Annotated in this window: 13 protein-coding genes; 8 read left to right on the top strand and 5 right to left on the bottom strand. The window is 69.8% G+C overall.

Features of this window, described 5'->3' with window-relative positions:
• Together cobA and ACLN58_RS10420 are read left to right on the top strand one after the other, a co-directional pair.
• Positions 1-734 (top strand): uroporphyrinogen-III C-methyltransferase (gene cobA, locus ACLN58_RS10425; protein ID WP_415855193.1); only part of this gene is annotated, 734 nt, incomplete at its 5' end.
• A gap of 92 nt (positions 735-826) precedes the next feature.
• The gene (locus ACLN58_RS10420; RefSeq protein ID WP_415855194.1) at positions 827-2,281 is read left to right on the top strand and encodes an FAD-dependent oxidoreductase; all 1,455 of its coding nucleotides are present in this window, start codon (positions 827-829) and stop codon (positions 2,279-2,281) included.
• Positions 2,282-2,287: 6 nt separating this feature from the next.
• Here the strand turns inward: ACLN58_RS10420 and ACLN58_RS10415 are convergent, their stop codons facing one another.
• The 3 genes from ACLN58_RS10415 to ACLN58_RS10405 all read right to left on the bottom strand — a co-directional run bounded on the left by ACLN58_RS10415 (position 2,288) and on the right by ACLN58_RS10405 (position 5,353).
• Positions 2,288-2,389: an MFS transporter small subunit gene (locus ACLN58_RS10415; protein ID WP_415855192.1), complete on the bottom strand. Its 102-nt coding sequence runs from the start codon at positions 2,387-2,389 to the stop codon at positions 2,288-2,290.
• 1 nt (position 2,390) lies between these two features.
• Positions 2,391-3,776 carry an OFA family MFS transporter gene (locus tag ACLN58_RS10410; RefSeq protein WP_415855191.1) on the bottom strand — a complete coding sequence of 462 codons (1,386 nt, stop codon included), beginning with the start codon at positions 3,774-3,776 and terminating at the stop codon, positions 2,391-2,393.
• A 143-nt stretch (positions 3,777-3,919) separates the two neighbouring features.
• Positions 3,920-5,353, bottom strand: a complete 1,434-nt coding sequence (locus ACLN58_RS10405) for a PucR family transcriptional regulator (protein ID WP_415855190.1) — start codon at positions 5,351-5,353, stop codon at positions 3,920-3,922.
• Between the two features lie 206 nt (positions 5,354-5,559).
• On the opposite strand from ACLN58_RS10405, the gene ACLN58_RS10400 reads away from it, so the two are divergent.
• From ACLN58_RS10400 to ACLN58_RS10375, 6 genes are all read left to right on the top strand, one after another.
• The gene (locus ACLN58_RS10400) at positions 5,560-6,990 is read left to right on the top strand and encodes an aminobutyraldehyde dehydrogenase (protein WP_415855189.1); all 1,431 of its coding nucleotides are present in this window, start codon (positions 5,560-5,562) and stop codon (positions 6,988-6,990) included.
• Between the two features lie 48 nt (positions 6,991-7,038).
• Positions 7,039-8,397, top strand: a complete 1,359-nt coding sequence (gene gabT / locus ACLN58_RS10395; RefSeq protein ID WP_415855188.1) for a 4-aminobutyrate--2-oxoglutarate transaminase — start codon at positions 7,039-7,041, stop codon at positions 8,395-8,397.
• A 30-nt stretch (positions 8,398-8,427) separates the two neighbouring features.
• Positions 8,428-9,300 (top strand): universal stress protein, encoded by an 873-nt coding sequence (locus tag ACLN58_RS10390; protein ID WP_415855187.1) that lies wholly within the window; start codon positions 8,428-8,430, stop codon positions 9,298-9,300.
• A 75-nt stretch (positions 9,301-9,375) separates the two neighbouring features.
• A complete protein-coding gene (locus ACLN58_RS10385; protein ID WP_415855186.1) occupies positions 9,376-9,813 on the top strand; it encodes an OsmC family protein in 438 nt (145 codons plus the stop codon).
• Positions 9,810-10,586 (top strand): hypothetical protein, encoded by a 777-nt coding sequence (locus ACLN58_RS10380; protein ID WP_415855185.1) that lies wholly within the window; start codon positions 9,810-9,812, stop codon positions 10,584-10,586. Before ACLN58_RS10385 ends, ACLN58_RS10380 begins: the two co-directional genes overlap by 4 nt.
• Positions 10,587-10,861: 275 nt before the next feature.
• Positions 10,862-11,821, top strand: a complete 960-nt coding sequence (locus tag ACLN58_RS10375; RefSeq protein WP_415855184.1) for a hypothetical protein — start codon at positions 10,862-10,864, stop codon at positions 11,819-11,821.
• A 211-nt stretch (positions 11,822-12,032) separates the two neighbouring features.
• On the opposite strand, the gene rarD is transcribed toward ACLN58_RS10375, so the two are convergent.
• The gene (gene rarD / locus ACLN58_RS10370) at positions 12,033-13,118 is read right to left on the bottom strand and encodes an EamA family transporter RarD (protein ID WP_415855183.1); all 1,086 of its coding nucleotides are present in this window, start codon (positions 13,116-13,118) and stop codon (positions 12,033-12,035) included.
• Positions 13,119-13,167: 49 nt separating this feature from the next.
• Positions 13,168-13,577 (bottom strand): ABC transporter permease (locus ACLN58_RS10365; RefSeq protein ID WP_415855182.1); only part of this gene is annotated, 410 nt, incomplete at its 5' end.

Genomic DNA, 13,577 nt, shown 5'->3' with positions numbered 1-13,577 from the left:
GCAGCCGTGCCCTGGGGTCTTTGCTGAGCACTCCCTTGAGCGCGGAGGCGGACGTCGTCGTCGCGGACCGGCTCGGGCCGCGCGGGCTGCTCGAGGAGCTCCCTGGTTCTGACGCGGGAGGCCCCCGGGTTATCGAGGTCGGCAAGGCCCCCGGAGCGCATCAGGCCACTCAGGAGGAGATCAACCGCATCCTCGTCGACGAGGCCCGGGCCGGAAACGTCGTCGTACGGCTCAAGGGCGGCGACCCGTACGTCCTGGGCCGCGGCGGCGAGGAGGCCGAGTTCTGCCGCGAGCACGGTGTGGACGTCGAGGTGGTCCCGGGCGTCACGAGCGCGATCTCCGTGCCTGCCGCCGCGGGCATCCCGGTGACGCACCGCGGGCTCGCGACGGGCTTCAGCGTCGTGACGGGCCACGACGAGCTCGCCGAACTCCCGGCACGGCCCGACCACACGATCGTGCTGCTCATGGGGGTGCGCCGGCTGTGGCACTCGGTCAAGCAGCTGCGCCGGAACGGCCTGCCCGCCGAGACGCCCGTGGCGATCGTCGAGAGCGGCTGGACGCCGGACCAGCGCGTCACGATCGGCACGCTCGGGACCATTGCCGAGCAGGCCGCGGCCGTCGGGGTCGCGAACCCCGCCGTGATCGTGATCGGGGATGTCGTGCGCGTGAGCCCGTTCGCCCCAGCCAACTTCCGAGAACAGCTGTTCACCCGCAACACCACTCAGACCAACTGACGGGCCTTTTAGCCCACCCCGCCACCCATAGAAGGATCACCGCAGTGTCGAACACCACCCCAGCCCCCGCCCGAGGTACCGAGCGCGGTTCTGTGCAGCGCGGTTCTACGCAACGTCCGTTGAGAATTGCCGTCGTCGGCTCCGGCCCTGCCGGCGTCTACGCCGCGGATCTGCTGACCAAGAGCGCGCCCGTCGCGTCGGGCGAGCTCACGCTCAGCATCGACCTCTTCGACCGCTACCCCGCGCCGTACGGCCTCATCCGCTACGGCGTCGCGCCGGACCACCCGCGCATCAAGGGCATCGTCAACGCCCTTCACAAGGTCCTGGACCGCGGCGACATCCGCTTCTTCGGCAACGTCGACTACGGCACGGACCTCTCGCTCGAGGACCTGCGCCGCCACTACGACGCCGTCATCTTCGCGACCGGCGCCATCAAGGACGCCGACCTCAACATCCCTGGCATCGAGCTCGAGGGATCGTTCGGCGCCGCGGACTTCGTCTCGTGGTACGACGGCCACCCCGACGTGCCGCGCGAGTGGCCGCTCGACGCCAAGGAGATCGCGGTCATCGGCAACGGCAACGTCGCGCTCGACGTGGCCCGCGTCCTGTCCAAGCACGCCGACGAGCTCCTCGTCACCGAGATCCCGGACAACGTCTACCGCATCCTCAAGGAGTCCCCGGTCACGGACGTGCACGTGTTCGGGCGCCGCGGCCCCGCGCAGGTCAAGTTCACGCCCCTCGAGCTCCGCGAGCTCTCCCACTCGCACGACGTCGACATCGTCCTGTACCCCGAGGACTTCGAGTTCGACGAGGCCTCTGACCGCGAGATCCAGTCGAACAACCAGGTCAAGACCATGGTCGGCACGCTGACAAACTGGATCGCCGAGCAGCCCGAGGAACCTGAAGAGCTCACGGCGTCGCGCCGCCTGCACCTCCACTTCCTGCACAGCCCGGTCGAGATCGTCGACTCCGCCGAGACGCCGGGCCGGGTTGCAGGCATCCGCTTCGAGCGCACCGAGCTCGACGGCACGGGCAACGCGCGAGGCACGGGCGAGACGGTCGAGTACCCCATCCAGGCCGTCTACCGCGCTATCGGCTACTTCGGCTCGTCGCTCTCCGACGTCGAGTTCGACCACCGCCGCGGCGTCGTTCCGAACGACGGCGGGCGCGTCATCGGCGCCGACGGCGCGTTCGTCCCGGGCGTCTACACGACCGGCTGGATCAAGCGCGGGCCAGTGGGCCTCATCGGCCACACGAAGGGGGACGCGCTCGAGACGATCGGGCACCTGCTCGACGCCCGCGAGGAGCTGCCTCTCGCGTCGGAGCCCGGCACCGAGTCCGTCGTCGCCCTCCTCGAAGGCCGCGACGTCGCCTACACGACGTGGGAGGGCTGGCTCGCGCTCGACGAGCATGAGAAGTCGCTCGGCGCCGCCGCCGAGCCCGCCCCGACGCACAAGGGCGCTATTGCGCGCGAGCGCGTCAAGGTCGTCTCCCGCGACGAGATGGTCGCGATCTCGAACGAGGGGGCGGCGGTCGCGGCGGGCTGAGCCCCGTCAGCCGAACAGGGCCGCGGCCTTCACGAGTGTCGTGGCGATGCCATAGACGAGCGGGATTCCCACGAGGATCCACCCGAGGGCCACACGTGCGGTCTTCATATCAGATCTCCCTCGTGGCGCCCGCGGCAACAGGCGTCGGCTCGTGGTGCTTCGCGTCGACGGGCTTGATGAGGAGGTTCGCGATGAACCCGATCCCGAGCAGGCCCACCATGATGAGCAAGGCCGGTTGGTAGGCACCTGCGGTCAGCTTTCCCGGCGTGCCCTGCGCGTCCAGCACGGCGTTGACGATGAGCGGGCCCACAACTCCGGCCGCGGACCACGCCGTGAGCAGTCGACCGTGGATGGCGCCCACCTCGAGGGTGCCGAACAGGTCGCGCAGGTAGGCCGGCACCGTCGCGAACCCCCCGCCGTAGAAAGAGATGATGACGAAGGCAACGACCACGAACAGGGCCGTTGCCGAGGACCCGGTGAAGGCGAGCAGAACGTACAGGACCGCTCCGACCCCGAGATAGCCCATGTACGTGCGCTTGCGCCCGATGCCGTCGGAGGTCGCGGACCAGACGAATCGGCCGGCCATGTTGGCGGCCGACAGGAGTCCCACGAATCCGCCCGCAACTGACGCCGTCACGAGGGAGCTCCCGCCGGGGCGGCGGAAGAAGTCCTGGATCATCGGTGCAGCTTGTTCGAGGATGCCGATCCCGGCCGTGACGTTGCAGAAGAGCACCGTCCACAGGAGCCAGAACTGCGGAGTCTTGATCGCGTTCGCGGCGGTGACGTTGGACCTCGTGATGAGGGCGTGCGAACGGACGGCGGCGGGGTCGAAGCCGGCCGGCGCCCACCCGTTTGGCGGGACCTTGATCGTGAACGCGCCGAAGAGCATGTAGGCGAGGTACACGACGGCAAGTGTGAGGAACAGCTTGCCGACGGCCTCGCCGCTCGCCACGCCGCCGGGAGCGGACGATGCCGGGTCGTATGCTGCGAGCAAGGCCGTCGAGAGAGGGCTTGCGATGAGCGCCCCGCCACCGAATCCCATGATGGCCATGCCCGTCGCGAGCCCGGGCCGGTCGGGGAACCACTTGATGAGCGTGGAGACAGGGGATATGTAGCCGATCCCGAGCCCGATGCCGCCGATCACGCCGTACCCGAGGTACAAGAGCCAGAGCTGGTGCGAGAAGATGCCCAGCGAGCCGACAAGGAAGCCGCCCGCCCAAAACAGCGCCGCGACGAACATCGCCTTGCGGGGGCCGTTGCGGTCCACCCAGGTGCCCATGACTGCCGCCGAGAGTCCGAGCATCACGATGGCCACCGAGAACACGACGCCGATCTCCGTCAGGCCCACACCGAAGTGCTTGACGAGGGCCGTCTTGTAGACGCTCGTCGCGTAGGCCTGCCCGATGCACAAGTGCACGGCAAGAGCCGCGGGAGGTATCAGCCATCTGTTGAATCCGGGGTGCGCTACGGTGTGCGACCTGTCAAGCCACGCCATGCGGGTTCCTCCAGGCTCTCGGCCGGGCCGGTTCCCGGCAGTCCACGGAACAGTATTCCGGGACCCGTGCGCCGCATCACATGCTCGCATCACCCTGCGTGCGCCGAGCGGTAGCCCTCGCGCGACGAACGGATGCGCCCCGGTTATGCCTTGGCGACCTTCCGCACCGCGAGGGCCAGGAACAGCTGGACCCGGTCGGCCGTGACGGCCGGGTCGTAGCCCGTGAGCTCGGCGATCTGGCCGAGCCGGTACCGCACGGTGTTCCGGTGCAGGCTGAGTTCGTCCGCGACCGAGGCCACGGAACCGTTGAGGTTGAGATACGTCTCGAGCGTGTGCACGAGCTCGGACCCGTGCTGCCTGTCGAAGCGCACGAGCGGGCCGATCGCCTCGCCGGCCATGTCCGCGAGCGGCACGTCCTCGCTCGAGAGCAGGAGCGAGGTCAGGCTCAGCCGCTCGGGCTCGTTGACCTCGAGCCCCCGCGCGGCGGCCTCCTTGGCCTCGAAGTAGCTCCAGCGCAGTCCGTTCGGCTTCGTGTAGCTCCCGCCGATCCCGATCGTCGCGTGGATGCCCGCCTCGACGAGGTGATCCGCAAGGTTCCGTGCAAGCTTGGGCGCGCGGCCGCCGTCGTCCTCTACGACGACCATGAGGTCGTGGTCCACGATCGCGCTCACCGCGCCGTCGAGCGCCGCCGGCAGCGTGGTGCCGCGCAGGTTCTTGTGGTGCGCGGCCGATTCGGCGAGCAGCACGACGTTGCGCCTCGTCGAATTGACGCCCACCCCCGCGAGGCGGCGCGACGCTTCGTCCGTCTCGAGGGCACCGCGGACGACGTCGGCCATCACCTGCCCAGCGAGCGCTCGCTGGGCCTGGCGCTGCTTCGTGAGGTTGTTGAGCTCGATGCTGATGAGGTTCTGGGCGTAGCTCACGATGCCTGAGTCGTCGAACGGCTTCTTGGCCCACAGCGTGCACGCGTCGCGGCGGCCGGTCGGCACGGGGAACGGGACCCAGCGGTCCATGGTCGGGGCGCCCGCGTCGCGGCTGCTCGAGTAGAGCTCGGCGGTGAACTGCGTGAGCACGAGTTCGGTTCCGAGCATCTCGCCGAGGTGCTTGAGCAGCTCGGGCAGCCCGCCGCCCGTGAGCAGGGAGCGGGCCAGCACCTGGTGATCGGTGATAAGCCGCTCGAGCTTCGCGAGGTGGTCCACGGAGTGTGAGTCCGCGACGAGCTTCCCGAGCGCGATGAACGGGGTCCGGTACGGGACCTCGATGACCGGCAGGCCCCAGCGGTTCGCCTCGGCGACGAGGGCGTGTGGCACGACGTCGTGCCCGAGCCCCACGCCGAAGCCGATGCCCACGGCCCCCGCGCGCTGGAGCACGCGGACGAAGCGGCGCTGCTCCTCCGCCGTCCTCTGCCGCACGCCCGTGGTGAGCACGAGCTCGCCGCCGCTCAGGAACGTCGCGGGATTCTCCTGCTCAGTGACCGCGACCCACGCAATCTCGCGGCCGAGCGTCGAGGTCGCGGAGCCCGCGAGGGTCAGCCCGAGACCGGGGGCGTCGAGGAGCGTCGAGAGGGTCAGAGCCATGCGTCAACTATAGATTCAGGCTCTGGCCGATCGCACCATAAGTCACGCGGATCCCAGTGCATTCGGCTATACAGTCCGCGCCGGGCCTCGCCTAGTCTCGGAAAAGGCCGATTCGGCCCCGCAGAGCCGATTCGGCCCACAGACCTGTGCAGTACAGAAACCAGCGTTGCAGCGTTGGGACAGACCAGCGATCGAGGAATGACACCGTGGTCCAGACCTTGCAGAACTTCATCGGCGGCGAATTCGTCACGCCGGCCGGTACCGAGCTGCTCGACATCGTCAACCCGACGAACGGCGAGGTTGTCGCGAAGGCACCGATCTCCGTCCAGGCAGACGTCGACGTCGCGATGGCCGCCGCCGAGGCCGCGTTCGCGACGTGGAAGCACACGACGCCGGGCGAGCGCCAGCGGCTCCTGCTCAAGCTCGCCGACGCCGTCGAGGGCGCGAGCAGCGAACTCGTCGAGGCCCAGCACCGCAATACGGGCCAGGTCCGCTCGCTCATCGCCGCCGAGGAGGTCGCGGCCGGCGCCGACCAGCTCCGCTTCTTTGCAGGCGCCGCGCGCCTGCTCGAGGGCAAGTCGGCCGGCGAGTACTTCGAGGGCCACACGTCGTTCGTGCGCCGCGAGCCGATCGGCGTCGTCGCCCAGGTGGCGCCGTGGAACTACCCGTTCCTCATGGCGATCTGGAAGATCGGCCCCGCCCTCGCCGCCGGCAACGCGGTGGTGCTCAAGCCGTCCGACACCACCCCGGAGTCGACGCTCGTCCTCGCGCGGCTCATCCAGGGCATCTTCCCGGCCGGTGTTGTGAACGTCGTGCTCGGGAACGCGGCCACGGGATCGCTCATGGTGGAGCACCCGGTGCCCGGCCTCGTGTCGATCACGGGCTCGGTCCGCGCGGGAATCGCGGTGGCGGCCGGCGCCGCGAAGGGGCTCAAGCGTTCGCACCTCGAGCTCGGCGGCAAGGCGCCCGCCGTCGTCTTCGCGGACGCGGACCTCAAGAAGTCCGCCGCCGCGATCGCGGAGTTCGCGTTCTTCAATGCGGGCCAGGACTGCACGGCGATCACGCGCGTGCTCGTCGAGGAGCAGGCCCATGACGAGTTCGTGCGGCTCATGGTCGAGCACACGAGGACGCTCGAGACCGGCCACGCGAACGACGAGGAGAACTACTTCGGTCCCCTCAACAACGCGAACCACTTCAGTGCTGTGACCCGGGTCGTCGAGTCGCTGCCCGGCCACGCTCGGATCGAGACCGGCGGCCACCGGGCGGGGGAGAAGGGCTTCTTCTTCGAGCCCACGATCGTCACGGGCGTCCACCAGGACGACGACGTGGTCCAGAAGGAGACGTTCGGCCCCGTGGCCACGGTGCAGAAGTTCACCACGGAGGCCGAGGCGGTCGAGCTCGCGAACGGCGTCGAGTACGCGCTCGCGTCGAGCGTGTGGACGTCCAACCACGGCCGCGCGATGCGGCTCGCGCGCGACCTCGACTTCGGCGCCGTGTGGATCAACACCCACATCCTGCTCACCGCGGAGATGCCGCACGGGGGCTTCAAGCAGTCCGGCTACGGCAAGGACCTCTCGATGTATTCGGTCGAGGACTACACGCGCGTCAAGCACGTCATGAGCAACCTCGACGCCTAAGGCATCGGTCAGAGCGTCAGCGCGCTTCCAGAAAGGAACCAAACACAGATGGACATCACCTACCGCCTCGAGCAGAAGCGCCAGGTCCTCAAGGACTTCCCCGGCCCGAAGTCCCTCGAGCTCGCCGCGCGCCGCGCCGCGAGCGTCGCGAAGGGCGTTGCCTCGACCGTCCCGGTCTACGTCGCCGACGCCGACGGCGGCGTGATCCACGACGTCGACGGCAACTCGTTCATCGACTTCGGCTCGGGCATCGCCGTGACGACCGTGGGCGCCTCCGACGCCGCGGTCGTGGGTGCGGTCAAGGAGCAGGTGGAGCACTTCACCCACACGTGCTTCATGGTCTCGCCGTACGAGGGCTACGTGGCTGTCGCGGAGAAGCTCAACCAGCTCACGCCCGGCGACCACGAGAAGCGCACCGTCCTGTTCAACTCGGGCGCCGAGGCCGTCGAGAACGCGGTCAAGATCGCGCGCGTCGCGACGGGCCGCAACGCGGTCGTCGCGTTCGACCACGCGTACCACGGCCGCACGAACCTCACGATGGGCCTCACGGCGAAGGCCATGCCGTACAAGTACGGCTTCGGCCCGTTCGCGGGGGAGATCTACCGCGCGCCGATGAGCTACCCGTTCCGCGAGGAGAACCCGCAGATCACGGGCAAGGAGGCCGCCGAGCGCGCGATCCTCATGATCCAGAAGCAGATCGGCGCGGACCAGGTGGCCGCGATCATCATCGAGCCGATCCAGGGCGAGGGCGGCTTCATCGTCCCGGCCGAGGGCTTCCTGCCGCGCATCGCCGAGTTCGCGAGGGAGAACGGGATCGTCTTCATCGCGGACGAGGTCCAGTCCGGCTTCTGCCGCACGGGCGAATGGTTCGCGGTCCAGCACGAGGGCGTCGTGCCGGACCTCGTGACGACCGCGAAGGGCATCGCGGGCGGCATGCCGCTCTCGGCCGTGACGGGCCGCGCCGAGCTGCTCGACGCCGTCCACGGTGGCGGCCTCGGCGGGACGTACGGCGGCAACCCGGTCGCGTGCGCGGCGGCCCTTGCCGCGATCGAGACGATGGAGGCGCAGGACCTCCGCGGCCGCGCCCGCGAGATCGAGGCGACGGTCAAGGCCCGGCTCACCAAGCTCCGCGACGAGCTCGGCGACGGCATCATCGGGGACATCCGCGGCCGCGGCGGCATGCTCGCGATCGAGTTCGTCAAGGCCGGCAGCGCAGCGACGGCGAAGCAGCCGGACGCCGAAGTCACGAAGCGGATCGCCGACTACTGCCTCAAGGAGGGCGTCATCATCCTCACGTGCGGAACGTACGGGAACGTGATCCGCCTGCTCCCGCCGCTCGTCATCGGTGACGAGCTCCTCGCGGACGGCCTCGACGTACTCGAGGCCGCGATCCGCGCGAACGCGTAGAGTCTCCTCTGTCTAGCACGGGAGGTTCACATGCGGTACGTGGTCGGCTACCAACCGGACGAGCGCGGCGCTGACGCCGTAGCCCTTGGCGTTGCGATCGCCCGCGCGCAGGGCGCGAAGCTCGATCTCATGCTCGTCCTCGGCGAGAACGCGCCCTACGTCGCGGCCAACCCCGAGGGGCGGCGCGTCAACGCCGAGGAGCAGCAGGTCATCATGGCCCAGCGCGCGGCGCTCGGCATGATCCCGCCGGGCGTCGAGGCCGAGTTCCACGTCCGCCAGGGCCACTCGTTCGCTGCCGTGCTCATCGAGGCGGCGGTCGAGTTCGAGGCGGCGCTCATCGTCGTCGGTGCCGCGAGCAACGGGCTGTTCAAGCGCTACACCGTGGGCAGCGTCGCGAACTCGCTGCTGCATGCCTCGCCCATCCCGGTCGCCCTTGCGCCGCACGGGTACCGCCGCATGGAGCCCATCGAGCGGCTCACGGCGTTCATCGGGCGCCGCCGGGGTGCGGACGCCGCCGTCGACGTCGCGCTCGTCGCCGCCGGGCGGCGCGACGTGCCACTCCGCTTCGTCTCCCTCGTGGAGCTCGACGAGCGGGGCGAGCACGGCGAGAACATCAACGCCGCCCACCGGCACGCGAACACGGTCCTCGAGCAGGCCGCGCATAGGCTCCCGCCGGGCCACGAGGCCACGGTCGAGGTGGCTCATGGGCGCTCGCTCGAGGAGGCGGTGGACAGCATCGATTGGGTGGACGGCGAGCTCGTGATCATTGGCTCGAGCCGCCTCGCGCAGAGGCGCCGGCTGTTCATCGGCTCGACCGCGAATCGGATCCTGCACGCGCTTCCGGTGCCCCTCGTCGTCGTGCCGCTCGAGTACGAGGGAGCCGAGTCCCGCCCCCTGGGCTAACCGCCCTGGCTAGGGGGTCCGAGGGCCGCGGGCCGGGCTCTGGGCAACGCCCGCTCCGCGGCCCATCATGGTGGCATGGATTACGCGGCCAGCATTTCGACGGCCGTCCTCGGGGAGGGCCTCGTGCCCGCGGGCACGGCCGATCTGCTCATCCGGCACCACAAGACGGGCGCCGCGCGCATCGCCATGAGCCTTCCCACGGGCGCGCACGTGCTCCACCTTGCCGCCGCGGCGTGCCTCTTCAACGACCTGCACACGGCGGCCACGCTCGCGGGGCTCAGCCTCGGTCCCGTGGCCGTCCGCGCGGACGGCGGCTTCGACGAGACCATGACCGCCTCGACCGGAATCCGCCTCGAGGTCGACATCAGCGGGGACGCCGACCCCGAGGAGCTGCGGACCCTGGTCCTCGAGACCTTCGAGGTCTCGACGGTCGCGTGCGTCCTGCGGCGCAGCACGAGCGTCGAGATCACCGAGATCGACGCGCGGACGACGGCGCCGGGCGACCTCGCGTGAGCACCGATCCCCACGTCGTGCCTCCTTGGGCACCCGCCGCGAATACCGGGCCGGCTGCGACGACGGCGCCCGCCGCGAATACGGCGACTGCCGCGAATACGGCGACTGCCGCAGCGGACGGGCCCGTCGCCGAGCTCGCGGCGCCGCCCGCCGTCGTCGTCCAAATCCTCGCGACCGAACACTGGAGCCTCCTCGCGACCCGCAGCATGCTGTGGAGCGAGCTGATGAGCCGGATCTCGATCCACCTCACCATCTCTTCGGCGGCGCTCGTGGTGCTCGCCCTCGTCGGGCAGGCGACGGCGTTCGGGACCGGGTTCTGGGTCATGACGATCGGGCTCTCCTCCGCGATCCTCCTCCTCGGCACGCTGACTCAGATGCGCTTGGCCCTCGGAAGCCTCGAGGACTATCGGCTCGTGACGGGGATGAATCGCCTGCGGGGCGCGTACCGCGACCTCGAGCCCACGGTCGTAGAACACTTTGTGACCTCACCGAGCGACGACTTTGCCGGCGTCTCCGCCACCTACACTCTTGGCACGCGCCGAGCGATGTTCTTCCAGGCGTACTCGAGCACGGCGTTCTTCCTCGCGTGCTTCAATGCGATCGTGGCGGGCGCCCTCGCCTCCGTCGTCACGTTCGTGGCCGGCGGGCCGATAGCTCTCGTGGCCACGCTTGGCGTGGCGGCCCTCCTGGGGTATTTGGGAGCGCACCGGTGGATGATGCAGCGGGTCTTCGCGAAGGTTGCGGCGTACCCAGCGGCGCGCGAGTCCGCGTGACCGTCTCGTCTGCGGCACAACCGTCTCGTATGCGGCACAACCGTCTCGTCTGCGGCACAACCGTCTCTGAAGGGCATAACCGTCCCGCATGGCCGACGGTTAAGCCGTCGAGAGACGGCCGTGTGGCACAAGGGACGGTTGTCCGGAGCCGAGGACGCTCGCGCGGCGGGACGGTTAGGCCGGTGGCGGCAGCTGGATTGATCCTCCCGGCCGGAGTTATCCACATAGGGAACTGAGGTCCCCACGAGCCCTCGCCAATTCGCAAGACTGCCCGCATGGCACCTCTTGAGTTACCTCATGTCCTGGCTGCGCGATGGCCCGGCTCCCGCATCGCGTCCTCCGGACAGCTCCGTATGGCCGGGCTCGACCATCGCATGCTCACGGCCGCGGTACGGGGAGGCCTCCTCGTGCGCGTTCGGCGGGGCGTCTACGTTCGCCGCGAACTCTGGCAGCAGCTGGCGCCTTGGGATCGGGACAGGCTGCGGATCGAGGCGCATGTGATCGCGACCGGCGGGACTTCGGTCTACAGCCACGTTTCGGCCGCCCGACTTCTGGGCTGTTCGACCTGGAACAGCGGCGAGGAGGTCCACGTCACGGTGCCCTACTCCGTCTCCCGTTCGAGCCACAGCTCCGACGTCGTCCCGCACCGTTTTGAGCTGCCGGACGAGGACGTCCGGGAGGTCCCCGTGGGCCGTGGGCTCGTGGCTCGAACCACGACGATAGATCGCACGGTTGCCGATTGCGCGCGCACGCTCGATCACGAGCGCGCCGCCGTCGTCGGCGACCATGCGTTGCGCCTCGGCGCGAGCCTCGACGGTATCCGAACCGCGTCCGAGCGGACCGGGGCCGTTCGGGGAAGCGCCCGGGTCGAGCGACTCCTCGGCCTCCTCGACGGGCGGTCCGAGTCGCCGGGCGAGACCCGAACGCGGCTCGCGCTGCTCGCGGCGGGCCTTCCTGCGCCCGTGCTTCAGCTCGAGATCCCCACGGCCGCCGGCCTGTTCAGGGCCGATTTCGCGTGGCCGGACGTCCTCGTGATCCTCGAGTTCGACGGCGAGGCCAAGTATTTCGACTATCGGCCCACCGACGCTGCCCTTCTCGAGGAGCGGCGTCGCGAGAGCGCCCTCATGTCAGACGGCTGGACGGTCGTTCGCGCGCGATGGGCTGACTTGGCTGTCCCGGGAGCCATCGCCGCGAAGGTGGTGGCGGGGTTCGAGAGGGCACGGCGGCTGGCGTGACGGCCATGGGGGACGGCGGCTGGCATGACGGCGATGGGGACGGCGGCTGGCAGGACTGCGACCCGGGCACGACCGTCCCTTTTCTCTGCGTGACCGTCCCCAAGAGGCATGACCGCCCCGAATAGCCAACGGTCTTGCCTCTGAGGGACGGTCCGGCGGCCGGAGGGACGGTCATGCGGTGCAAGCGACGGTCAGGCGGCCGGAGAGACGGTCATGCGACGGGCTCGACGCCGGCGGCGTTGGCCCCCGGAGTGCCGGCTTCCTCGCCGGCCTCCCCGGCGGCCGCGTCGACCGCCGTTCCGTGGCGCTGCCGAGACCTCGCGGCCCTGACCGCGCTGCGACGGCGCTGCGCCGCGAGCAGCATGTCCGCCGTGAGGACGATGAGCGCGAGCCACACGATCCCGAATCCGGCCCAGCGCTCGGGGCCCATGTGTTCGCCGAGGATCGTGGTCGCGATGATGAACTGCAGGAGCGGGGCCACGTATTGGAGGAGACCGATCGTCGTCATGGGCAGCCGCCGAGCCGACGCGCCGAAGAAGAGCAGGGGAGTCGCCGTGACAATGCCGCTCGCGGCGAGCAGCCAGAAGTGCCCGGGTCCGTTGCCCGCGAGCGTGAGCGAGCCGGCCACGCCGAGCCACACCATCGCCGCGACGGCGAGCGGCGTGAGCACCACGGTCTCGACCGTGAGACTCGTCACGGCGTCCACCGTGGCGCCAACCCGGTTCTTGACGAGGCCGTAGAAGCCAAAGCTGAACGCGAGGATGAGCGCAATCCACGGCATGCGCCCATACGCGATCGCGAGCATGAGGACCGCGACGAAGCCGATGCCCACGGCGGCCCACTGGAGCGGACGGAGCCGTTCCTTGAGCACGAGCACGCCGAGCAGCACGCTCACGAGCGGATTGATGAAGTAGCCGAGGGCGGCCTCAATGGCCTGGCCGCTCAGCACGCCGTAGGTGTACGTGAGCCAATTGGCGGCGATGAGCACACCGGCGAGCGTGAGGATGCCGAGGGAGCGGCGCGAACGGAAGACGGCGGCGAGCGAGCGCCACGAGCGCGTCACCGCGATGAGCACGAGGCAGACCACGAGGGAGAAGACCACGCGGTCGGCCACCACCTCGACCGGGCCCGCCGGCGTGAGCGTGACGAAGTAGAGCGGCAGGAGGCCCCACAGGCCGTACGCTCCGATGCCAAAGATGAGTCCCGCCGTCGTGCGTGAGGCAGCGGGTGCGGCGCCGCCCCGGCTTTCCTGGGGCTGTAATTTCTGTGGCTGGGCGGGCTGGGCATCTGGCGTCACGGTCACGACCGTACAACGGCTTTGCTCCTGTCAGCTATTCCGCATCCGATCAGCTTTCTGGGATCTTCCACACGCCCGCCGCGCACAGCCGAAGCGAGACGGCCGCCGCGATCGCCCCGACCGCCACGAGGGAGACGAGCACCACGAGTTGCACGATGGCCGCGTCGACAGGGCTCGCGCCTCCGAGCACCATCCCCACAAACGCCCCCGGCAGCACGACCGTCCCGACTGTCCGGGCTTGGTCGAGCGCGGGGATGAGCGCCTCCCGCGCGGTGTGCTGGGCCACGAGAAGCCGCGCGGCCCGCCATTCGAAGCCGAGGGCGACGGCGGCCTCGACCTCGCCGCGCCGCAGTGAGAGTTCGGCGAGGACGCGGCGCCCGGCGAGGCTCGTCGTCGTCATCGCTCCGCCCACCTGCTGGCCGATGAGCGCGATGAGCGCGAGCCCGTCGAACGGCAGAA

The sequence above is a fragment of the Sinomonas sp. G460-2 genome, assembly GCF_047759905.1.
Taxonomy (GTDB): domain Bacteria; phylum Actinomycetota; class Actinomycetes; order Actinomycetales; family Micrococcaceae; genus Sinomonas.
Note: the sequence above shows the minus strand (reverse complement) of the source record. Positions and strands in the feature narration are given on the sequence as shown.